Source organism: Neotamlana nanhaiensis (genome assembly GCF_000943555.1).
Classification (GTDB): domain Bacteria; phylum Bacteroidota; class Bacteroidia; order Flavobacteriales; family Flavobacteriaceae; genus Neotamlana; species Neotamlana nanhaiensis.
Genome location: NZ_JTDV01000016.1, coordinates 121,961 through 144,358, shown reverse-complemented (window position 1 = coordinate 144,358; position 22,398 = coordinate 121,961). Strand labels below are relative to the sequence as shown.

Annotated in this window: 19 protein-coding genes; 13 read left to right on the top strand and 6 right to left on the bottom strand. The window is 35.1% G+C overall.

Features of this window, described 5'->3' with window-relative positions; translation table 11 throughout:
• The first annotated feature begins 23 nt into the window (after window positions 1-23).
• The 5 genes from glmS (at window position 24) to PK35_RS15850 (ending at window position 8,548) form a co-directional block, all read left to right on the top strand.
• Window positions 24-1,877, top strand: coding sequence for a glutamine--fructose-6-phosphate transaminase (isomerizing) (gene glmS / locus PK35_RS15870; protein ID WP_044627557.1), 1,854 nt, complete (start codon window positions 24-26; stop codon window positions 1,875-1,877).
• A gap of 200 nt (window positions 1,878-2,077) precedes the next feature.
• Window positions 2,078-4,831, top strand: coding sequence for a TonB-dependent receptor (locus PK35_RS15865; RefSeq protein WP_044627556.1), 2,754 nt, complete (start codon window positions 2,078-2,080; stop codon window positions 4,829-4,831).
• A 2-nt stretch (window positions 4,832-4,833) separates the two neighbouring features.
• Complete coding sequence (locus PK35_RS15860) at window positions 4,834-6,501, top strand: G-D-S-L family lipolytic protein (protein WP_316930191.1); 1,668 nt, start codon at window positions 4,834-4,836, stop codon at window positions 6,499-6,501.
• Between the two features lie 167 nt (window positions 6,502-6,668).
• The gene (gene atpD, locus PK35_RS15855) at window positions 6,669-8,177 is read left to right on the top strand and encodes a F0F1 ATP synthase subunit beta (protein ID WP_044627554.1); all 1,509 of its coding nucleotides are present in this window, start codon (window positions 6,669-6,671) and stop codon (window positions 8,175-8,177) included.
• 77 nt (window positions 8,178-8,254) lie between these two features.
• Window positions 8,255-8,548 carry a F0F1 ATP synthase subunit delta/epsilon gene (locus PK35_RS15850; RefSeq protein ID WP_044627553.1) on the top strand — a complete coding sequence of 98 codons (294 nt, stop codon included), beginning with the start codon at window positions 8,255-8,257 and terminating at the stop codon, window positions 8,546-8,548.
• Window positions 8,549-8,826: 278 nt separating this feature from the next.
• Here the strand turns inward: PK35_RS15850 and PK35_RS15845 are convergent, their stop codons facing one another.
• A complete protein-coding gene (locus PK35_RS15845; RefSeq protein WP_044627552.1) occupies window positions 8,827-9,369 on the bottom strand; it encodes a GNAT family N-acetyltransferase in 543 nt (180 codons plus the stop codon).
• 137 nt (window positions 9,370-9,506) lie between these two features.
• On the opposite strand from PK35_RS15845, the gene PK35_RS15840 reads away from it, so the two are divergent.
• Window positions 9,507-10,130 (top strand): GIDE domain-containing protein, encoded by a 624-nt coding sequence (locus PK35_RS15840; protein WP_238320933.1) that lies wholly within the window; start codon window positions 9,507-9,509, stop codon window positions 10,128-10,130.
• Window positions 10,131-10,136: 6 nt separating this feature from the next.
• Here PK35_RS15840 and PK35_RS15835 read toward each other — a convergent pair whose 3' ends face one another.
• Window positions 10,137-10,604 carry a CBS domain-containing protein gene (locus PK35_RS15835; protein WP_044627550.1) on the bottom strand — a complete coding sequence of 156 codons (468 nt, stop codon included), beginning with the start codon at window positions 10,602-10,604 and terminating at the stop codon, window positions 10,137-10,139.
• A 261-nt stretch (window positions 10,605-10,865) separates the two neighbouring features.
• On the opposite strand from PK35_RS15835, the gene PK35_RS15830 reads away from it, so the two are divergent.
• Window positions 10,866-11,582, top strand: a complete 717-nt coding sequence (locus tag PK35_RS15830; protein ID WP_044627549.1) for a hypothetical protein — start codon at window positions 10,866-10,868, stop codon at window positions 11,580-11,582.
• A 74-nt stretch (window positions 11,583-11,656) separates the two neighbouring features.
• Here the strand turns inward: PK35_RS15830 and PK35_RS15825 are convergent, their stop codons facing one another.
• Both PK35_RS15825 and PK35_RS15820 read right to left on the bottom strand, forming a co-directional pair.
• A complete protein-coding gene (locus tag PK35_RS15825; protein ID WP_044627548.1) occupies window positions 11,657-13,744 on the bottom strand; it encodes a M13 family metallopeptidase in 2,088 nt (695 codons plus the stop codon).
• A 98-nt stretch (window positions 13,745-13,842) separates the two neighbouring features.
• Window positions 13,843-14,364 carry a hypothetical protein gene (locus tag PK35_RS15820; RefSeq protein ID WP_044627547.1) on the bottom strand — a complete coding sequence of 174 codons (522 nt, stop codon included), beginning with the start codon at window positions 14,362-14,364 and terminating at the stop codon, window positions 13,843-13,845.
• Window positions 14,365-14,521: 157 nt separating this feature from the next.
• Here PK35_RS15820 and PK35_RS15815 point away from each other — a divergent pair, with 157 nt between their 5' ends.
• The 6 genes from PK35_RS15815 (at window position 14,522) to PK35_RS15790 (ending at window position 19,898) form a co-directional block, all read left to right on the top strand.
• Entirely contained in the window at window positions 14,522-15,475 is a 954-nt protein-coding gene (locus PK35_RS15815) for an NAD-dependent epimerase/dehydratase family protein (RefSeq protein WP_044627546.1), read from the top strand.
• Window positions 15,476-15,536: 61 nt separating this feature from the next.
• Window positions 15,537-16,127 (top strand): HupE/UreJ family protein, encoded by a 591-nt coding sequence (locus PK35_RS15810; protein ID WP_044627545.1) that lies wholly within the window; start codon window positions 15,537-15,539, stop codon window positions 16,125-16,127.
• A 200-nt stretch (window positions 16,128-16,327) separates the two neighbouring features.
• Window positions 16,328-16,759 carry a deoxycytidylate deaminase gene (locus tag PK35_RS15805; protein WP_044627575.1) on the top strand — a complete coding sequence of 144 codons (432 nt, stop codon included), beginning with the start codon at window positions 16,328-16,330 and terminating at the stop codon, window positions 16,757-16,759.
• A complete protein-coding gene (locus tag PK35_RS15800) occupies window positions 16,760-18,349 on the top strand; it encodes a S41 family peptidase (RefSeq protein WP_044627544.1) in 1,590 nt (529 codons plus the stop codon).
• 112 nt (window positions 18,350-18,461) lie between these two features.
• Window positions 18,462-19,328, top strand: a complete 867-nt coding sequence (locus tag PK35_RS15795; protein WP_044627543.1) for a cupin-like domain-containing protein — start codon at window positions 18,462-18,464, stop codon at window positions 19,326-19,328.
• A 54-nt stretch (window positions 19,329-19,382) separates the two neighbouring features.
• The gene (locus PK35_RS15790; RefSeq protein ID WP_044627542.1) at window positions 19,383-19,898 is read left to right on the top strand and encodes a DUF6646 family protein; all 516 of its coding nucleotides are present in this window, start codon (window positions 19,383-19,385) and stop codon (window positions 19,896-19,898) included.
• 261 nt (window positions 19,899-20,159) lie between these two features.
• Here the strand turns inward: PK35_RS15790 and PK35_RS15785 are convergent, their stop codons facing one another.
• Both PK35_RS15785 and PK35_RS15780 read right to left on the bottom strand, forming a co-directional pair.
• Window positions 20,160-21,572: a flotillin family protein gene (locus PK35_RS15785; protein WP_044627541.1), complete on the bottom strand. Its 1,413-nt coding sequence runs from the start codon at window positions 21,570-21,572 to the stop codon at window positions 20,160-20,162.
• Window positions 21,547-22,173 (bottom strand): hypothetical protein, encoded by a 627-nt coding sequence (locus PK35_RS15780; protein WP_044627540.1) that lies wholly within the window; start codon window positions 22,171-22,173, stop codon window positions 21,547-21,549. Before PK35_RS15780 ends, PK35_RS15785 begins: the two co-directional genes overlap by 26 nt.
• Between the last annotated feature and the right edge of the window lie 225 nt (window positions 22,174-22,398).

Sequence of the window (22,398 nt, the reverse complement as noted above, 5' to 3'; positions counted from 1 at the left end):
AATAAACGTAAAAACTAAACATTATGTGCGGAATTGTAGGATACATTGGCCATAGAGACGCCTACCCAATTATTATTGAAGGTTTAAAACGATTAGAATACCGCGGTTACGATAGTGCTGGTATTGCACTTTACGATGGTAAAACACTAAACGTCTCGAAAACAAAAGGAAAAGTATCCGATTTAGAAGCACGTGTAGAAGCCGAAATTACCAAACAAGGTACTGTTGGCATTGGCCATACCCGATGGGCTACTCATGGTGTACCCAACGACGTTAACTCGCACCCGCACACCTCCAATTCTGGCGATTTGGTAATTATCCATAATGGGATTATTGAAAACTACGAATCCTTAAAACAAGAATTAACAACCAGAGGTTATACCTTTAAATCGGACACCGATACCGAAGTACTTGTTAACCTTATTGAAGATGTAAAACAACAAGAAAACGTAAAACTTGGGCAAGCCGTACAAATAGCCCTAAACCAAGTAATTGGCGCCTACGCCATTGCCGTTTTCGATAAAAATAAACCAGAAGAAGTTGTTGTTGCCAGACTTGGAAGCCCTTTAGCTATTGGTATTGGCCAAAACGACAACGAATTTTTTATTGCTAGTGATGCCTCTCCATTTTTAGAGTACACCAAAGATGCCGTGTATTTAGAAGACGAAGAAATGGCCATAGTAAGTCGTAAAAAAGGCGTAAAAGTTAGAAAAATTAAAGACGATAGCTTAGTACCAACCTACGTACAAAAGCTTCAGCTTAATTTAGAGCAAATTGAAAAAGGTGGTTACGAGCATTTTATGCTTAAAGAAATTCACGAACAGCCAAAAGCTATTCGAGATACTTACCGCGGTAGATTACTACGTAACGAAGCCATCATTAAAATGGCAGGTGTTGAGGATAACATGAAAAAATTCCTAAATGCCAATCGGTTTGTTATTGTGGCTTGTGGTACCTCATGGCATGCGGGTTTAGTAGCCGAATATATTTTTGAAGATTTAGCTAGAATTCCTGTTGAAGTTGAATACGCTTCAGAATTTAGATACCGAAACCCAGTAATTAACGAAAACGACGTGGTTATTGCTATTTCACAATCTGGCGAAACGGCAGATACCTTAGCCGCAATAAAACTTGCAAAATCTAAAGGGGCTTTTGTATTTGGTGTTTGTAATGTAGTAGGTTCGTCTATTGCAAGAGAAACCAATGCGGGTGCATATACCCATGCGGGTCCCGAAATTGGTGTCGCATCAACCAAAGCATTTACAACTCAAATTACAGTACTCACATTAATGGCCTTGCGTTTAGCTAGAGCTAAAGGCACTATTAGTAGTTCCGATTTTAGAAAATATTTACTAGAGTTAGAAATGATTCCTAAAAAGGTTGAAAAATCTTTAGAATCCGATGCTCACATCAAAATAATATCAGACATTTATAAAGATTCGCGTAATTGTTTGTATTTAGGTCGCGGATATAATTTCCCCGTAGCTTTAGAAGGCGCACTAAAACTTAAAGAAATCTCATATATTCATGCCGAAGGTTATCCAGCAGCCGAAATGAAACACGGCCCAATTGCCTTAATCGACGAAAATATGCCAATTGTAGTTATCGCTACTAAAAAAGGACATTACGAAAAAGTGGTAAGTAATATTCAAGAAATAAAATCTAGAAAGGGTAACATAATTGGTATTGTAACCGAAGGCGACGTGCAAGTAAAAACCCTTGCCGACCACGTTATTGAAGTTCCCGAAACCCTGGAATTCTTAACACCATTATTAACTACAATTCCGTTGCAACTCTTATCATATCACATTGCTGTAATGCTCGATAAAAATGTAGATCAGCCACGTAATTTAGCTAAATCTGTTACGGTAGAATAAGTTTCATTTGTTTCTGTTAAATTAGCAACTCCAAACAAACTAATTCTTACTCAACACCCTATTATTTTACATAAACAATAATTTTTTTAGTCGTTTTTTGTTAAAAAACTAATATGCATGCATAATTTTTTCTATTTTTATGTTAAGTAATGCATTAATATACATATATTGCTTGTTCGAACTAAAACTAAATTTGATAGATGAAAACAATTCTCCATTTCTTATTGTTATTATTTTGTGGCATTTCTTTTGCCCAAACCACCATTTCGGGTTCGGTAGTTGATGATAATAGCCAACCCATTCCTGGAGCAAACATTTTAATTTTAGGAACCTCCACAGGAGTTGTAACTGATTTTGATGGAAACTTTACGCTCACCTACGCTCAAAACCCACCATTTACGGTTCAAGCCAGTAGCGTTGGTTTTGAAAGTACCAGTATTGAGGTTACCCAAAACAACCAAAAATTAAACTTTGTTTTAAAAGAAGGTACCACACTCGACGAAGTTGTAATTTCGGCTTCAAGAACACCAGAACGTGTTTTTGAATCACCTGTAACCGTTGAACGCTTTGGCCTAAAAGAAATTAAAAACACAGCATCTGCCGATTTTTACGACGGACTGGAAAACCTTAAAGGTGTTGATGTTAACACCAATAGTTTAACTTTTAAATCGGTTAACACTCGTGGTTTTGCTACGTTTGCGAACAATCGTTTTATGCAGCTCGTAGATGGTATGGATAACTCGACGCCAGCATTAAATTTCCCCATTGGAAACCTTGTTGGTATGACTGAAACCGATGTTTTAAGCGTAGAACTTTTACCAGGAGCTTCTTCGGCGCTATATGGAGCCAACGCTTTTAATGGTATTTTATTTATGCGCAGTAAAAATCCGTTCGATCATCAAGGTATTAGTGGTTCGGTTAAAAAAGGAATCACTTCGCAAGAAGCTGCTGGCGATAACGATTATATCGATGTAAATTTTCGAGCAGCCTATAAATTTACCGAACATTTTGCTGCTAAAATTAACTTTGGTTACCTACAAGGAACCGATTGGGCAGCCACTAGTGAAGTTGATAAAATTGACGCTACGAGAACACGAGCAAATTTAAATTATGATGGTATTAACGTTTATGGTGATGAAGTTTCAGCTAATATCCGTTCTGAAGCGCCAGAATCTATTAAAGGCATTATGCCAGATGTTGAAGTAAGTAGAACGGGTTATAACGAACGCGATTTAACCGATTATAATGCTGAAAGTATTAAAGCCGATTGGGGTTTATATTTACGTCCGTGGGCGAACGATTTCGAAATTCAATATGTTGGTAAAGTAGGAACAGGTTCTACCATTTACCAAGGTACAAACCGTTACTACATCGACAATTTCTTTCAACAACAACATAAATTAGAATTTAAAAACGACAACTTCTTCTTAAGGGGTTATGTTGTAGCCGATAAAGCTGGAGATTCGTATGATATGGTTTTTACTGGTATTAACATAAACCGTGCTTGGAAAAGTGACGAAGATTGGTTTAAACAATACATTGAAACCTATGCTGGCGCTACACTTGGTGGTGCTACCGAAGCCCAAGCCCATGCCGCTGCTCGTGCTCAAGCCGAATCTGGTAGATATTTACCAGGAACACCAGAATACCAAGCTGCTTTTAACCGAAGCATAAACGATCCCAATTTAGCTACAGGTTCAAAATTTCAAGATGCATCAAAATACTACCATGCCGATGCGAATTACAATTTTGGGCACTTAATGGATTGGGCAGAAATTCAAGTTGGTGGTTCATACCGACGCTATAGCTTAAATTCATTTGGTACTATTTACACAGATACCGATGGTTCTATTGATTATTCAGAGTTTGGTATTTATACTCAAATGCAAAAAACTATCGAATTTAATGATGATTTAAGTCTTAAAATCACTGGATCTGCTCGCTACGACAAATCTGAATTTTTTAACGGATTTGTATCACCTCGTTTATCGTTAGGTTTAACGCTTAACGAAGACCACAATATTAGAGCTTCTGTTCAAACTGGTTTTAGAAATCCAACAACACAAGATTTATTTATTGGTCTAGATGCTGGTAGAGCTATTTTAGTTGGTTCGGCGCCTGATAACTTAGATCGCTATGAAAGAACTTTTTCTTTAAGTCCAGAAGGGCAAGCATTAACACAACAACAAAGCATTACTCAAACAGGACGTGTTGCTTATGAAAACTCATATACTGCTAGCTCTGTAATGGCATTAGCCGAAACAGGAAACCCTGCAGTCCTTGAAGTTTCAAACCCAGATATTATAAAACCAGAGCAAGTAACTTCTGCCGAAGTTGGATATCGTGGTAAATTTAATAGTGTAGTCGTAGATTTTAGTGCGTACTATAACAAGTATCAAGATTTTATTTCTCAGGAAGTGGTTATTTCACCATTTTACGGAACTGTTGGTGATGGTAGTGCTTCGGTTGCTGCTATTGCAAACGACGATTACCAAGCATACAGCACTTACACCAACTCACCTGCCGATGTAAACTCATACGGTGCTTCTGTTGGAATATCAACAAAAGTGTTTGGTGGTTTCGATTTAAGCGGAAGTTATACTTATGCAAAATTAGATTTCGATCGTCAACAATTTCCAGATTTTACAACAAACTTCAATACTCCAGAGCATAAATTTAAAGCTTCATTTGGACACACCAATTTGTTTAAAAATTTCGGTTTTAATATCGCTTACAGATTTAGTGACGATTACTACTGGGAAGCCACATTTGGTAACGGCTTAGTTCCAGAATTCCATGTGGTTGACGCTCAAATTAATTATAAAGTGCCTAAAATTAAATCAGCCTTCAAATTAGGGGCTACTAACTTATTAGGCGATGAGTACTTTACTGCTTTTGGCACAGGAAACATCGGATCGATGTACTACGTTTCTTGGACAATTAACAACCTATAATTATGAAAAAGATGATTAACACAAAATACATATGGCTATTTGTTTCACTTATCGGATTGGTTTCTTGTAATGAGCCTGAAGATGTTTTAGCCGATTTTAATATTGATACAAGCACAGAAGTTGTTCCTAATTTAACAGCAGGTTCTGTAGATTTTTCAACATATGTTTCCGTAGGAAACTCTTTAACTGCAGGATATACTGACAATGCCCTTTTTAAGGCCGCTCAAGAAAACTCTATGCCAAACATTTTATCGAAACAATTTGCCATGGTAGGCGGTGGTACATTTACGCAACCATTAATGAACGATAATTTTGGCGGACTTATTTTAGGCGGAAATCCTGTTATTAGCCCTTTAACTGGCGAACAATTATTTACACCTCGATTGGTAACCACAGGTGGTGCGCCTTTAGCACTAACTGATGTTATTGGTCCAGTTATGCCAACTACCGATTTTTTATTAAACAACCCAACAGGTCCATTTAACAACATGGGCGTACCTGGCGCTAAGGGATATCATTTAATTGCTCCTGGGTTTGGAAATATTGCAAATTTCCCTGCTGCTGCAAACCCTTATTTTATACGTATGACAGGAAGTACGCCAGATGCTAGTGTTTTAGAATTAGCTATGGCTCAAAACCCTACATTTTTCACGCTTTGGGCAGGAAATAACGATGTATTAGGTTATGCTATTTCTGGTGGTAATGGTTCAGATCCTATTACCGATCAAACTACCTTCAACTTTGCTATTAGCACTCTCGTAAGTTCATTAACATCAAATGGCGCTAAAGGTGTTATGGCTAACATTCCTTATGTTACCGATATTCCTCAATTTACAACCATTCCTTATAACGCATTAGATCCAAACGATGAAGACACTGGTCCGGAACTTGTAGCTCAAATACCTCTATTAAACACTGTATTTGGAGCTATTAACCAAGTTTTTGCAGCCATCGACCCATCGAGAACCATTACTTTTTCTACAACCGAAGCTAATGGTGTTGTAATTCACGATAAAACATTACCAAATTTATCAGCGCAAATAGCTGGCGCTTTGGGTGCAAGTGATAGTTTTTCATTATTTGTGCAAAGTTTAGGTTTACCCGCAGAGGCAGCTCCAATGGTAGCTCAATTAATGGGTAACGCTTACGGGCAAGCAAGACAAGCCAATGCAAACGATTTATTATTATTAACTAGTAAAACAGCCATAGGAGAAGTAAGCGAAAATTCATCAACAGCATTACAGGCAAGTAACATTCCTAAAGCCTTAGCCGATCAATTTTCGGTACATGGTATAACATTACCGTTGGCAGACCATTGGGTGCTTTTACCAAGTGAACAAGCAGAAATTAAAGCTGCAACTGATGCTTTTAACACCACTATTAAAAATGCAGCCGATGCTGCTGGTTTAGCCTTTGTTGATGCTAATGCTTTATTATCACAATTAGCAAGCTCTGGTTTGGCTTCAGATAATTTCATACTAACATCAAACTTAGTAACTGGTGGCGCCTTTTCTTTAGATGGCGTACATTTAACCGCTAGAGGAAATGCATATATAGCGAACGAATTTATGAAAGCTATTGATGCCACCTACGGTAGTAATTTTGAAGCGTCGAAGAGTTTAGTAGACATAGGAAACTATCCTACTAACTATTCACCTTTACTACAATAAGTTAAAAATTTCACAAAATATAAAACACCTTCAATTTGAAGGTGTTTTTTTATTATGAAAAAACACGAAAAAACAACTTTCAATTTAAATTAAAAGGTATATCTTTGCACGCGAAAACTAAAAGTGTTTTCATTTAATTAAAACACATAATATTAAACAAATAAGCAATGTCTAAAGTTACAGGTAAAGTTGCACAAATAGTTGGTCCGGTTATCGATGTTGAATTCGCTGCTGGTTCAGAACTTCCAAAAATTTATGATTCATTAGAAATTAAAAAACCAGACGGTTCTGCTTTAGTATTAGAAGTACAATCTCACATTGGTGAAGATACTGTACGTACTATCGCTATGGATTCATCTGACGGTTTAAGTAGAGGAACTGAAGTTGTTGCAACTGGTGCACCTATACAAATGCCAATTGGCGATGATGTTTACGGACGCTTATTTAACGTAATTGGTGATGCTATTGATGGTTTAGGAAACTTACCTAAAGCAAACGAAGCTGGTTTACCAATTCACCGTCAAGCGCCTGCGTTTGACGAATTATCAACGTCTACCGAAGTATTATTTACAGGTATTAAAGTAATCGACCTTATTGAGCCTTACGCAAAAGGTGGTAAAATTGGTTTATTTGGTGGTGCTGGTGTTGGTAAAACGGTATTAATTCAAGAGTTAATTAACAATATTGCAAAAGGTCACGGTGGTTTATCAGTATTTGCTGGTGTAGGTGAAAGAACTCGTGAAGGAAATGACCTTTTAAGAGAGATGTTAGAGTCTGGTATTATTAAATATGGTGACGACTTTATGCACTCTATGGAAGAAGGCGGATGGGATTTAGCAAAAGTAGATAAAACAGCTATGAAAGATTCTAAAGCTACTTTCGTATTCGGGCAAATGAATGAGCCACCAGGAGCACGTGCTCGTGTTGCCTTATCTGGTTTAACTATCGCTGAATATTTCCGTGATGGTGCTGGCGACGGACAAGGAAAAGATGTACTTTTCTTCGTTGATAACATTTTCCGTTTTACACAAGCAGGTTCTGAGGTATCGGCACTTTTAGGTCGTATGCCATCTGCGGTAGGTTACCAACCAACTTTAGCAACAGAAATGGGTGCAATGCAAGAGCGTATTACATCAACTAAAAAAGGATCGATTACATCTGTACAAGCGGTTTACGTACCTGCGGATGATTTAACGGATCCTGCGCCTGCAACAACGTTTGCTCACTTAGATGCTACAACAGTATTATCTCGTAAAATTGCTGAGTTAGGTATTTATCCTGCGGTAGATCCTTTAGATTCTACTTCTCGTATTTTAACTCCAGACATTTTAGGTGCAGATCATTATAATTGTGCACAACGTGTAAAAGAGCTTTTACAACGTTACAAAGAGTTACAAGATATTATCGCAATTCTTGGTATGGAAGAATTAAGTGAAGAAGATAAAATGGCTGTAGGACGCGCAAGACGTGTACAACGTTTCTTATCTCAACCATTCCACGTAGCAGAACAATTTACTGGTATTCCAGGTGTTTTAGTAGATATTAAAGAAACTATTAAAGGTTTTAACATGATTATGGATGGTGAGTTAGATCACTTACCTGAATCGGCTTTTAACCTTAAAGGTAGTATTGAAGAAGCTATTGAAGCTGGAGAGAAAATGTTAGCTGAGGCGTAAAATCAGTTCGCAGTATTCAGTATTTAGTCCTCAGTGTGACTGCAAACTGTAGACTGTTAACTGCAAACTAAAAAAATATGTATTTAGAAATTGTATCACCAGAAGCAACACTTTTTAGTTCGGAAGTAGATTCTGTTGTTGTGCCAGGTGTAAACGGCGAATTTGAATTATTAAAAGGTCACGCACCAATAGTATCGCTTTTAAAAGAAGGTACTGTTAAAATAAGAACGCATTCGCAAAGCCATTTAGAGCTTGACGATTTACACGGAAGTATTGTGCCGCATCACGACGATAAAAAAGTACTTACGGTTACCATCAATTCTGGAACTATAGAAACTAATAATGATAAAGTTATTGTTCTAGCAGATTAATAATAACTTTTACAACCATACAAAAAGCGCTAAATTAACAGTTTAGCGCTTTTTCTTTTAATAACATTTACTTAAAACGTAAAAATACTAGTAAAAAAAAGCTAATAGAGTTGTATCCTATATTTAAAATTCGATATTAGGCTCCATTTCTTTAAATGAATAAGCGATATGATCAATGACCAAGTTATTAATTATGAATCGCATAAAACAGACCTAAAACAAATACTAACAGTTATTTAATACTTAGGAAACAAAGCGCATTTTTGAATTGAATTTTGTTAATTTAGAGGTAACATAAGTACTTCCCATTCTTGGTTGTTTAAAACATAATTATGAAGGGTTTTAAATCCTATGGCATAATGCGCTTGCATAGAACGTGTGTTTGCAACATCAACTTCTGTTATAATACCATTGTAATTTGCTTTAAAAGTATTTGCCATAAAACGGTATAAACCTCTAAAAACACCCTGCCCTCTGTAATTTTTTGCAACACAAATTTGCCCCATGACTATGTAGCTAAAATGGGCATCAACATGCTTATCAATAACCTCAAACATAGGTTTTAAAATAGGTATACTGTTTTTAAAAACCTTATCCATACTTAAGGCATAACCAACCAACTCATCCTTATACAAAGCGATAACATGAGGGCATACACGATTCATTTCGTTTAAAATTTCTAAGGAATGTTGCACGGTTACAAAACCCTGAGCAATCTTTTCCTTTGTTGATAACACTGAAGGTAAATTTTTCTGTTGAAGATGTAATATTTGTTGAAGCTCTTGCGTATTTGTTGCAAACTTATAAGTAACATGTGTCATTTTTTATAATAAAATTCGCATTATAAAACCATTAGAAACTAAATTACTATTTTTATTGTACTCAACTTTAATTATTTATGCTAATAACGCCAATTACAATTATAAGTATATTTATTGTTTTCACGATTGCTACAATAATGGCCTCTTTTTATTTAAGCAAAAAAAATACTGTTTTACGGAAACTTAAAACCTATACCCCAAAACAAATTGCGCATTTTAAAATTGGAGAACCTACAAAAACAACGGGCAAAGTATTACAAGTTACTCAACCATTTATTGCGCCTTACACCAAGCGACCATGTGTAGCTTATACCTTTAAAGTTGAGCAGCGCGTTAGTACAGGGAAATCGTCGCACTGGAAAACTTTAGTAAAAAAAGAAGATATTCAAGATTTTTTTATTGAAAAACAAGGCGATATGGTTATGATAAAACCTACCGAAAACAACTATTTGCTTTATATGGAGCAAGATCATAAAATACAATCTGGAGTACTAAACAACCCAACAGATAAATTTCTTAATGTTTTAAAGGAATTAGGTGTAGAAAACAAAAACTGGTTCGGGCTAAATAAAACCTTAAGATATACCGAACGCATTATTGAAATTGGCGAAACAATTACCGTAGGAGGTATCGCTAAATTAAAATCGCTTAGTCAGCCTATTGAAGGTTACAACTATTCAAAGTTAGCCACTTTAGAAAGTACCAATACACATAGGCTAATTATTACAGATCACCCAAAAGCTCAAATAAAAAAAAACTGAAAGTTATTACTTCCAGTTTTGACCTTTTAATTGCATTGCTGCTTTAAGTACATCTTTTTGACTTATTTGTCCAATAAGCTTGCCATTCTCAACAATAGGAAACCGGCGCCTTTTAGCTTCTAAAAACCGCTTCGCAGCATCAAAAATATTCATGTTACCATCAATGGTTTCAACATTTTTTGTAATGTGCTTTTCAATAGTATTATCGTGCATGGGCATATTGTAATAACGACTTTCGCTAATTTGTTTAATACAATCACCTTCCGAAATTACTCCAATTAACTCATTCTTTTCATTTACCACAGGACCACCTGAAATTCGGTTTTTAATTAGGGCTTGCATCACACTTTCAATAGATTGGTTAGGTGAAAATGTAATTAAATTAGTGGTCATATAATCACTTACTTTAAGTGGAGATTCATCAACAGTTGCAGTTTGCATCCGCCTTGCACCTCGAAAACTTTTAATTCCCATATGTATCTTATTTAAATAGTTAGTAAACTTAAATATAGCTAATATTTTCTAATTATCCTAAATTTAAACCCTGTAACTTATTCAAAATAGGACTTTTACAATCGTTTTACGGTTATATCGCACTGTTTTGTTATACAAATTGTAGCATTTTAAATAGTTACTTAGTTAAACTTATCGCACTAAAGCAGAAATAATTACACATCTTTTAATAAAAAAAGCATATATTTTTTTAATTTGGCTCACGAAATTTAATTAAGAACAATGAAAAAATTAATTACCATAGTTTTAGTAATATTTGCTGTTACCTTAAATGCGCAATCGAATACCGATTTATTAAAACATTATGAAGCCTATTACCAACAAATGAAATCTCAAGGCGATGTACAAGGTATTATTAATGCCATGACACACTTAAACGTTTTACAACCATCGGAGGCTAGAAAAGATACTTTAGCCTATATTTATATGAGTGAAAACAAATATGTTCAAGCCATTAATACCATTGGATTTGATAAAAATGCCTCCGATTCTGATATTGCTTTAGAAGTAAAAGCCGTTTCGCTAAAAGCATTAAAACGCCCAGAATTAGCTATTGGTCATTTTGAAGAAATTTTTAAACGTAACCCAAATGTGTACGTGGCTTACGATTTGGCCGAACTTAATATGAGCACTCAAAATATTGCCGAAGTTGAAAAACACATTACCTATGGTTTAGCGAACGCTAAAGACGACATGAAAAAAGCATTTTACGAAACACAACAACCTTACGAAGTGCCTTTAAAATCAGCTTTTATGTATTTAAATGCGTTAAACACATTTAATAAAGACCGAAAAAATAATATTGATGCCGCCGTAGATATATTGGATGCGGCCTTAAAAACGGCACCAAACTTTAACTTAATTCAGTTAACAAAAACCGAATTACTGCGCCAAAAGCAAGCTTTACAAGCGCAAGAAGCGAGTCAAGAAAAAAAGTAAGACTACAAAACAATAAAAAAAGGCTGATTTAATTTTTATTTTAAATCAGCCTTTTTGCTTTTATTATACGCTTATTACCAAATTTTAACGCGATCTTCTGGTTTAATGTACATATTGTCGCCTTCTTTTATATTAAATGCTTCATAAAAAGCATCGATATTTTTTAAAGGTTGTACAGCACGTGTCATTCCTGGCGAATGCGGATCGGTTTTAATTCTATTCTTTAAAGCACTTTCGCGCATTTTTGTACGCCATACCGTTGCCCAAGACATAAAGAAACGTTGTTCTGGAGTAAAACCATCAATATTTTCAGGTCTTCCGTTTTCTTTCATACTTAATTGCAAAGCTTCATAAGCTGCGGTAACACCACCTAAGTCTCCAATGTTTTCACCTAAAGTAAATGGCCCGTTAATAAAGGTTTCTGGTAAAATCTCAATAGCGCTATATTGGTCGGCTAAGGCTTTCCCTAAAGCTTCAAACTCTTCTAAATCCTCATCGGTCCACCAATTATTTAAGTTTCCATTTTTATCGTAACGCGCACCAGAATCATCAAAACAATGCGAGATTTCATGACCAATTACAGCTCCAATTCCACCATAATTTACAGCATCATCGGCTAAATAATTATAAAACGGTGGTTGTAAAATAGCTGCAGGAAATACAATTTCGTTAAACGCAGGATTAAAGTAGGCATTAACAGTTTGCGGTGCCATTCCCCAACGACTTTTATCTACAGGGTTTCCTAAATCTTCAAGATTTTTTTTATGACTCCATGCACTTGCATTTAACCTGTTTTGATAATAGCTTCCGCCATTTTCTGAGTCTTCAATTTCTAACTCAGAATAATCTTTCCATTTATCTGGATACGCAATTTTTACATTAAGTGCTAATAGTTTTTCTATAGCTTTGGCTTTAGTTTCATCGGTCATCCACGACAAACTATTAATTCTATTTTCGAAAGCTTTTATAACATTAGCGATCATTTTTTCGGCTTTTGCTTTTGCTTCTGGTGGAAACTTTTCATCTACATAAAGTTTACCTAAAGCTTCACCAACCATACCATTTACGGTTAGTAAAGCACGCTCGTCTCTTGGACGTTGCTTTTTAGCACCGCGTAATGTTTTACTATAAAATTCCCAATTTGCAGTTTCTATCTCTGTGCTTAAAGCTCCTGCCGCACTGTTAAAAAGTGACCATCGTAAATAAGCCTTCCAATCGTCTACGTTATTTTCGGTTAATATGTTTTGTAACGCTTTGGTGTACTTAACATCGCTAACTATTATTGTATCTATTTGTTTTACCCCAATACCGTTAAAATACTGTTTCCAATTAATGGCAGGAATCATATTTTGTAGTTCGGCAATAGAACGTGGATTATATCGCTTTCTAGCATCACGTCTATCTACTTTATCCATCATAGGTTCGGCTAAACGTGTTTCGAAGTTTAATATTTGCTGTGCTTCTTCTGATGCCTTATCCTCGCCATCGCCTAAAAACTGTAACATTCTGGTTATATGCGCTACATATTTCTCGCGTTTGTCTTTAGAGTCTTCATCATCTTTTACATAATAATCTCTATCGGGTAAACCTAAACGACCGCTGCTTAAATAAGCTGCATTAATATCACTATTTTTAGTATGTGAACGCACATAAAAACTAATAAAACCAGCACCACCTTTGGGCTCCATTTCAATTAAATAATCTTGTAAATCGCTTATGTTATTAATGGCATTTATTTTATCTAAATAGGATTGTATTGGAGCAATACCTTGTTGGTTACGGCTTACCGTATCCATAATTGTTTTATAAAGTTTTACAGCTTTATCTTGATCGGATCCAGGAACTACGTTAATCTTTTTTAAATCGGCATTATCGCCCATAGCTGCTTTAAGTATGGTTAATGCATCGGCATCGGTACTTTTACGTAGTGCATTAAAACTACCCCAAGTGGTTTGATCGTCTGGAATTTGCGTAGTATCAAACCATTTTCCATTTACATAACGGAAAAAGTCTTCACTTGGCTTTACCGAGGTATCCATTAAGGTTAAATCTATACCAGGTGCAGATTCTTCGGCCTCTTTTTTTGTTTCTGTTTTACAAGATGTTAAACTAGATAAAGAACAAATTGAAGCTAAAATTAACAGTTTTGAGTATTTTTTCATGAGTTTGTTAAAAATTGTTTTTTAATTTAAAACACAATTTAACTATATCATATAAAAACTGTTAGCTTAGAGAATAATTATTAACAAAAATTTAGTATTCATGGGCGCTCAATATCCCGAGAGTCGAATTCAATTTTCTTATTCATTTGAAAATTAACATTACTAAACGCCGTAAAATTTTCTTTTATGGCTAATAATAGGTCGTCTGTTTTAGTATTATCTAAATTGGCTAAACTTTTAAGCTTTAGCATAGTTGTTTTTAACACTAACATTCTAGCTGTTATTGAAGCACTATTTACAGCTTTTGGAATGGTTTTTTCTAGGTTTTTCAGCAATAAGTCTACTTCGTTTTCTTCGGCAACAAAATAACCTAAATCGCCCAATTTTACTTTATTAATAACATCTTGTAACTCAAAATAGGGCTTCCAGTCTTTTATAGCTTCTTTGGTTTTAGCATCCAATGCATACTCAATATACTTTAACTTGGCAACCTCCTGCTCGCTTACTAATTGAGTACTTACTTTTTTTTCTTGCTCAGAATCTTTGGTTATCGCTGCTTCTTTCTTACATGAAAAAAATACCACTATAACACTTAAAATAACAAAACCTTTAAATTTCATTTGCTAAAAATATAATTTACATGCAAATATAACGTAATAGCCGTTTTAATAGTGTCGATTTTTACGCTTATGACAAACAAAAAATAATGAAATTAAAATATAATATTTTCAACATAATCTTATTATTTTTGAAAAGTTTTCACAAAACCCATTAAAAATGAGCTCTAAAATATTGATTATTGGCGCAGGCGGACAAATAGGTTCGGAATTAACATTTAAACTCCGACACATTTATGGCGACGATAATGTTATTGCCAGCGATATAAGTTACAACAACGAAACTATTGTAAATTCTGGGCTTTTTGAAATTGTTGATGCTCAAGATTATGCCAGCATTAAAATTTGTGTTGAAAAATATAACATCGATACTATTTACTTAATGGCGGCAATGCTTAGCGCTACTGGCGAAAAATACCCAATGAAGGCTTGGGATTTAAACATGAACTCGCTTTTTAACGTACTTAATCTTGCCCGTGCAAAATTTATAAACAAAGTATTTTGGCCATCGAGTATTGCTGTTTTTGGCGCTACTACTCCCGTTAATTACACACCTCAATATACAGTAATGGAACCTTCGACAGTGTATGGTATTACCAAGCAAGTTGGTGAACGTTGGTGCGAATATTATTTTAATAAATACGGCATTGATGTTAGAAGCATACGCTACCCAGGCATTATAAGTTGGAAAACCTTACCTGGAGGTGGCACCACCGATTATGCCGTTGAAATTTACCACGAAGCCATTAAAAGCAATAAATATGAGTGTTTTTTAAAAGCCGATACCGAATTACCCATGATGTTTATGGATGATGCCATTAAAGCCACCATCGATATTATGCAAGCGCCAGAAGATGCTATAAAAATTAGATCGTCGTACAACTTAGCAGCCATAAGTTTTACCCCTGAAGCTATTGCTAATAGTATAAAACAACATTTACCCAATTTTAAAATATCGTACAAACCAGATTACCGCCAAGAGATTGCAAACAGTTGGCCTAAAAACATTAACGACTCGTATGCAAGACAAGACTGGAAGTGGAAACACCATTTTAATTTAGACGAAATTACCGAAGAAATGCTTAATCAATTAAATAAAACCTACAACGAGTAATTTTTAACAACAAAGCCATACTTTTAATTGTATATTTGAGCAACCCTAATTAAAAATTAATATGCTTCAAGATTTTTGGTTTAATGTTGAGTACGGTATTAACCACGTGCTTGATATAAATGCTTACGATCACGTTTTATTTCTTATTGTTTTAACAGTTCCTTATTTGTTTAAAGATTGGAAACGGGTTTTACTTTTGGTGTCTATGTTTACTCTTGGGCATACCTTATCGCTTGTTTTAGCAGCGTACAACATTGTAAGCGTTAATGCCCAAATTGTTGAATTTTTAATTCCGGTTTCTATTTTTATTGTGGCGCTTTACAATGTTTTTACTGCTGGCAAAGGCGCACAAAAGGAAAAGGTTGGCGTATTATTTTTATCGACTTTGTTTTTTGGTTTAATTCACGGGTTGGGTTTTGCTAGAGAGTTTCAAATGTTTTTAGGCGAATCGGATAGCAAACTTATTTTACTTCTAGAGTTTGCTTTAGGTATAGAGCTTGCCCAGGTTATTATTGTTTTTGTTGTGCTTTTTTTAGGCTATTTAGTGCAAACATTATTTAGGTTTTCTAAACGCGATTGGGTTATGGTGTTATCGGCCATTGTTATTGGTTTGGTTATTCCTATGATTTTAAATAGCGATTATTTAGCCTAAGCGTTATAAAAAGTTTAACTAACTTTAGGTTGTTTATAAAATACTTACAACGTATATTCGTTATAGTGTTTTTGCGTTAAGGATTGCAGCGGCATACTTTTTATGCTAAACGTATGCTTAATTTAAGCAATTTACTTTATTGCATAAAAAGATATAGCGGAAAGCCTGACCCCTTGTGGGTAACGCCCAAATTAAATTTAATGCCTAAAAACAAACAACTTAAATACGATAAAGCCTACTTAAGAATTGCGCAAGAATGGGGAAAATTATCGTACTGCAAGCGCCGGCAAGTAGGTGCTATTATTGTTAAAGATAGAATGATAATTTCTGATGGCTACAACGGTACGCCAACAGGTTTCGAGAATTTTTGTGAAGACGATGAGGGTTACACCAAATGGTATGTACTACACGCCGAAGCTAATGCTATTTTAAAGGTGGCCGCATCTACGCAATCGGCTAAAGGCGCTACACTTTACATTACTTTATCGCCTTGTAAAGATTGTAGCAAATTAATTCACCAAGCAGGTATTGTAAAAGTAGTTTATCATCAGGCATATAAAGATGATTCGGGTTTAAAATTTTTAGAACGCGCAGGCGTTGTAGTTGAACAAATTGAAGATATAACTGCTTAAATGAGTTACCAAAAAAAATACTTACCCTTAATTTTAGGCGCTGCTATTGCGGCTGGTATTTTTATTGGCGGAAAACTTAATTTTAGCGATGCGCCCGATAGGCTGTTTACCAAAAACAGTAAAAAGGATAAGCTTAACCGCCTTATTGATTATATTGAATACGATTATGTTGACGATATAAACACCGATAGTATTGTTGATGTAACGGTTAATGGCATTTTAAACAATCTCGATCCGCATTCGGTTTACATTCCTAAAGAAGATATGGAACGTGTTGCCGAAGAAATGAAAGGTGATTTTGTTGGTATTGGCATTAGTTTTTATACTTATCGCGACACTATTACGGTTATTCGTGCCTTAGAAAACGGCCCTAGTGCCAAGGCAGGAATAAAAGGCGGCGATAGAATAATAATGGCTAATGGCGACACCCTTTTTGGCGATAAGCTGAAGGATTTTGAAATTGTGAAAAAGCTGAAGGGCAAAAAAAACTCGAAAGTTAATTTGAAGGTTTACCGACGTGGCGAACCCGAACTACTCGATTTTACTGTAAAACGCAGCACCATACCTATTGCCAGCGTTGATGCCGTTTATATGCTTACCGATAAATTAGGCTATATAAAAATTAACCGATTTGCCGAATCGACTTATAAAGAATTTAAAACGGGCTTAGAAAAATTGGAAGCTTTAGGTGCCACACAAATTGCGTTAGATTTACGTGAAAACCCTGGCGGATTTTTAGGCATTGCCGAACAAATTGTTGATGAGTTTTTAGAAGACGATAAACTTATTTTATTTACTAAAAATAAACGTGGCGATATTGAAAAAAGTTTTGCTACCGATAAAGGTGATTTTGAAGACGGCGAAGTTTACGTTTTAATTGATGAAAATAGCGCATCGGCTAGCGAAATTGTTGCTGGCGCCTTGCAAGATAACGACAAAGGCACTATTGTTGGTCGCCGTTCGTATGGTAAGGGTTTGGTACAGCGTGAAATGGATTTAGGCGATGGTAGTGCCGTAAGACTAACCGTATCGCGATATTACACACCAACAGGACGCTCTATACAACGCCCTTATGACCATGGTAATAAAGATTATTACGACGAGTATTTTGAGCGTTTAGATAGTGGTGAATTGCTAGATCCAGATAAAATTCATGTAGACGATTCGTTAAAATTTACAACACCAGGTGGTAAAGTGGTATATGGTGGTGGTGGCATTATTCCCGATGTTTTTGTTCCGCTTGATACTAGTATGCAAAACGAAACTTTATCGTTTTTAAATCGTCGTGGCTTTTTTAGCAATTTTGTTTTTGAAGAATTAGAACAAGATCGTCATGCGTTTGATGGTATGTCGAGAGAAGATTTTATTAAAAACTACCAAGTTAGCGACGATTTAGTATTTACTTTTCAAGATTATTTAAACCTACGCACACAAGCTAAAGTTACTTTTGTGGCTTATCACGACGAAGTAAAACAATATATAAAAGCTACATTTGCCGATCAACTTTTTGGTAATGGCGCCTTTAACGAAGTATATAACCAAAGTGATATTATGATTGACGAGGTTATTAAGTTAAGTACAAAAGACTAGTTTTTTCTTTTGTTTTAAACCAAACATCCTATAGGTTGGTAATTGGCATTACAAACAATATTTTTAGTCAGGTTACGTTTTCTTAACTTTGCAGCTTAAATTTTTATAGGTCTTGACATTGAACTTACAAGATATTCCACGCGTAAAACACATTACCAAACAGGCATTTTTAAAACACTATTTTAAACCACAAAAACCTGTGGTTATTGAAGGTTTTATTAAAGATTGGCCAGCATATACCAAATGGAATTTAGACTATATGAAGTCTGTTGGAGGTAATTTAACAGTACCTTTGTACGACGACCGCCCTGTAAGTCACGAAGACGGTTTTAACCAACCGCATGCCAGAATGAAACTTGCCGAGTACATCGATTTACTTAAACGCGAGCCAACCAAGTTTCGCATTTTTTTATGGAATGCTCTAAAAGAAATACCACAGTTACAAAACGATTTTACATTTCCCGATTTTGGGTTAAGCCTAATGAAAGGTATCCCCATGTTGTTTTTTGGTGGTAAAAACTCGCATACATTTATGCATTACGACATAGATTTAGCAAATATTTTTCATTTTCATTTCGACGGACAAAAGCAATGCATCCTATTCGATCAGAAACAAAACGACTTTCTGTACAAAATACCACATTCGTTAATTACACGCGAAGACATAAATTTTAATAACCCCGATTTAAAAAAATGGCCGGCACTTAAAAAAGCTAAAGGTTGGAAATGCCAACTTAACCACGGCGAAGTATTATACATCCCAGAAGGTTATTGGCATTACATGCGTTACAAAACCCCTGGTTTTTCTATGAGTTTGCGCGCTGTTGCCAGAAACCCTAAAAACTTTAGCAAGGCCATTTACAACCTTGTTATTATGCGCTATCTCGACAATTTTATGCGTCGTTTAAAAGGCCAAAAATGGATAGACTGGAAAAACCAACAGGCCATTACACGAACTCATAAAAAATTAAGTAAGTAAATTTTTATACTTGAAAAAATATATATCTTTGTCCAACAAATCTTTAAAAATAATATGAAAAATTTAATTTTATTATTAGCCTTAACAAGTACCCTTTTTATTAATGCCCAAGCATTTGAAGGCAAAGGTGATGCTAAGTTTCAAGTTGGTTTAAACGTACAAGATAATGCTACAGGTTTAAATTTAAGTTACGATTATGGTATTGGCGAAAATATTTCTATTGGATTAACTACAACCTATTTATTAGGCGTAAACGAAGTTTTAAAAGACAATGCAATTGATGATTTAAATGCCGATTTTGGTGACCGTGTAGACCTTAGAGCTCGTTTTAGTGCCAACCTAGGAAACGTAATTAACATCGATGATAATTTTGATGTATATCCAGGTTTAAGTTTAGGTCTCAAAAATTTTGGTGGTCATTTAGGGGCGCGTTACTTTTTTAGTGATGGTTTTGGAGTTTTTACAGAACTTAACGTGCCATTTGCAAAATATAATTCAGATACGTTAACAGCTCCAGAAACTTTACACAACCAAGTATCTGTAAATTTGGGAGCTACTTTTAATTTATAGAAGCTACATTATTGCTTAGAATACAAAAGTTATCTATCCTAAGTTAAGCGTATTTAGAAATCGTAAATTTTACTACACAAAGTAAAAAATCCGAGATTTGATTAGTTTCATCTCTCGGATTTTATTTTTAATGAATCATTAATTGCTTTAAAAACTGTATTAATTTTATGCTTATGGAATTTTGAATGATAAAAGCACCAACGGCTTGTTTTTTTATTGATGCTTTTTTAAATAATCTCGCGATTTTAATTTGATTCTAACTTATGCCGATGGTTTATCGTCTTGTGTTTCGTTAGGCTTTTCAACATCTTTACCTTTTAAATACTCGGGTAATTCCATACCAGCCATATTAAACATTTCTTGTAATGGCGGTACCGATTTGTACATTCCCGAAAGAAAATTAGCAGTTGAAGATTTGCCGTTTTCACTACTACCATTTTCCCAAACAGTAACCTTATCAATTTTAATATTTTTAATGGCTTCGGCTTGAGTTTTTACAAGTTCTGGTAATTTATCGGCTATTAAAAGTAACACAGCATCTTTTGAGTTGTTACCTGCAGCCTTAACGATTTGATCTAAACCTGCAGCCTGTTTTGTTAATACTTCATATAAACCTTTTGCTTCCGCTTGAGCTTTAAATAAAATCGCATCGGCTTCACCTTTAGCGCGACGCCTAATACGTTCAGCTTCAGCTTCAGCATCAATTTCGGCTTTCTTTTTATCTATTTCTGCAGGTACAATAACATCGGCCATTTGAGACGAGCGTTCTCTGTCTGCCCTTGCGGTTTCGGCTTCTTGTTCGGCAGCATATGCTTCTTCTAATGCTTTTGCGCTTTGTACTTTTTCTGAAGCAATCGCCACACGTTCTGCTTCCGCTTCACGTTGTCTACGTAACGAATCAGAGTTTGCAACAGCAATTTTTGCGGTATTCTCTCCTTCAACGGCTTGTGCATTTGCAGCAGCAACTTGAGTTCTTTCGTCTTGTAAAGCGTTAGCTTCACCAATAGAACCATCTCTGTTTTTCTCGGCAACCGATTTTCTGGCGGCATTTATAGCATGCGCCGCTGCTTCTTTACCTAAAGCTTCAATGTAACCCGATTCGTCAACAATATCGGTAATGTTTACGTTAATTAATTTTAAACCTACTTTTTTAAGCTCCGATTCTACACTTTGCGAAATGTTGGTTAAAAATTTATCTCTATCCGAATTAATTTCTTCAATATCCATAGAGGCAACTACCAAGCGTAATTGTCCGAAAATAATTTCTTTAGCAAGCTCTTGAACATCGTTCATAGATAAACCTAATAATCTTTCAGCAGCATTTTGCATTACACCAGGTTCGGTAGAAACACCAATAGTAAATCGAGATGGTACGTTTACACGGATATTTTGTTTAGACAACGCATTTACAAGGTTAACTTCTATTGATATAGGTGTTAAATCTAGAAATTCGTAATCTTGAATAACAGGGAAAATAAAGGCAGCACCACCATGAATACACTTTGCCGATTGACCGCCGCCAACTTTACCATAAACCACTAAAATTCTATCCGATGGACAGCGTTTGTAGCGTCTAATTAAAATAATAAGAAAAAGGAAAATAAATAATACCGCAAAAATAAGTGTAAGTGGTAAGCCAAAGTTATAGCTATCTTGAGCCATCAGTAATTTCATAAGTTTTTTGTTTTGTTGGTTCTATAGATTTAATTGTTTTGTTTACTATTAAAATACCGTTACTTGTTACATCAACCACTTTAATTATGGTGCCCGATGGTAAAGGTTCAAAATTATCTGTTAATGCGTCAAGCTCGCGCAACGATCCTTGAACACGTACTGAGACTTTACCCATTTTACTGCGGTTTTCGCCAATGGTTAAATATACTTCACCAATGGCTCCAATGGCGTTTTTATAATTTAATGTGCCACTATCGGTTAGTTTTTTCATAAAATAAAACATACTCGCCATAATGGTCATCATGAGTAAACCCGAAGCAAAAGAAATAACAAAAACCATTGGTAAAGGTAAGTTAGCTTCTAAGCAAGCAATACCGCTCCAACCAAAAATGGTAAAAAACCCAACAAGATTTTTAAAGGTGATAAATTGGAAACCAATACCTGTATCTGCTTCAATTTCTGTATCAATATCAGAAAAGTCGTCGCTATCGCCGCCAGCGAATGCTAAAATCACGACAATAACAAAAACAAGTGAACCAATTAGGGCAATGAGCCAGTAAAATTGTGAAATAAAATCTAATTGAGAAAACCACTCGAGCATAGCTAATAATTATAAATGATAAATTAAATGTAAGTTTATTTGTATAACTCCGCAAATAATTTAGTTGAAATGACAGGTTAAATAATGACAAGGCTTTTTTGAACCTTTTTTTAAATATTGTACCTTATGAGTATCTAAAACTTTGATTTTGTTACAGTTTAAAAAAAACAAAGAGGTCGTCTAGAAAGTAATTTTTAAACGACCTCCTTTTTTATGCTTTTAAGC

Bases quoted from the DNA above. Each gene is read 5' to 3' on its own strand.
- PK35_RS15860 (WP_316930191.1), top strand. From the start codon at position 4,834: ATGAAAAAGATGATTAACACAAAATACATATGGCTATTTGTTTCACTT.
- atpD (WP_044627554.1), top strand. From the start codon at position 6,669: ATGTCTAAAGTTACAGGTAAAGTTGCACAAATAGTTGGTCCGGTTATC.
- PK35_RS15790 (WP_044627542.1), top strand. From the start codon at position 19,383: ATGAAAAATTTAATTTTATTATTAGCCTTAACAAGTACCCTTTTTATT.
- PK35_RS15825 (WP_044627548.1), bottom strand. From the start codon at position 13,744: ATGAAAAAATACTCAAAACTGTTAATTTTAGCTTCAATTTGTTCTTTA.
- PK35_RS15850 (WP_044627553.1), top strand. From the start codon at position 8,255: ATGTATTTAGAAATTGTATCACCAGAAGCAACACTTTTTAGTTCGGAA.
- PK35_RS15800 (WP_044627544.1), top strand. From the start codon at position 16,760: ATGAGTTACCAAAAAAAATACTTACCCTTAATTTTAGGCGCTGCTATT.
- PK35_RS15785 (WP_044627541.1), bottom strand. From the start codon at position 21,572: ATGAAATTACTGATGGCTCAAGATAGCTATAACTTTGGCTTACCACTT.
- PK35_RS15835 (WP_044627550.1), bottom strand. From the start codon at position 10,604: ATGGGAATTAAAAGTTTTCGAGGTGCAAGGCGGATGCAAACTGCAACT.
- PK35_RS15845 (WP_044627552.1), bottom strand. From the start codon at position 9,369: ATGACACATGTTACTTATAAGTTTGCAACAAATACGCAAGAGCTTCAA.
- PK35_RS15815 (WP_044627546.1), top strand. From the start codon at position 14,522: ATGAGCTCTAAAATATTGATTATTGGCGCAGGCGGACAAATAGGTTCG.
- PK35_RS15865 (WP_044627556.1), top strand. From the start codon at position 2,078: ATGAAAACAATTCTCCATTTCTTATTGTTATTATTTTGTGGCATTTCT.
- PK35_RS15780 (WP_044627540.1), bottom strand. From the start codon at position 22,173: ATGCTCGAGTGGTTTTCTCAATTAGATTTTATTTCACAATTTTACTGG.
- PK35_RS15840 (WP_238320933.1), top strand. From the start codon at position 9,507: ATGGCCTCTTTTTATTTAAGCAAAAAAAATACTGTTTTACGGAAACTT.
- PK35_RS15830 (WP_044627549.1), top strand. From the start codon at position 10,866: ATGAAAAAATTAATTACCATAGTTTTAGTAATATTTGCTGTTACCTTA.
- PK35_RS15820 (WP_044627547.1), bottom strand. From the start codon at position 14,364: ATGAAATTTAAAGGTTTTGTTATTTTAAGTGTTATAGTGGTATTTTTT.
- glmS (WP_044627557.1), top strand. From the start codon at position 24: ATGTGCGGAATTGTAGGATACATTGGCCATAGAGACGCCTACCCAATT.
- PK35_RS15805 (WP_044627575.1), top strand. From the start codon at position 16,328: ATGCCTAAAAACAAACAACTTAAATACGATAAAGCCTACTTAAGAATT.
- PK35_RS15810 (WP_044627545.1), top strand. From the start codon at position 15,537: ATGCTTCAAGATTTTTGGTTTAATGTTGAGTACGGTATTAACCACGTG.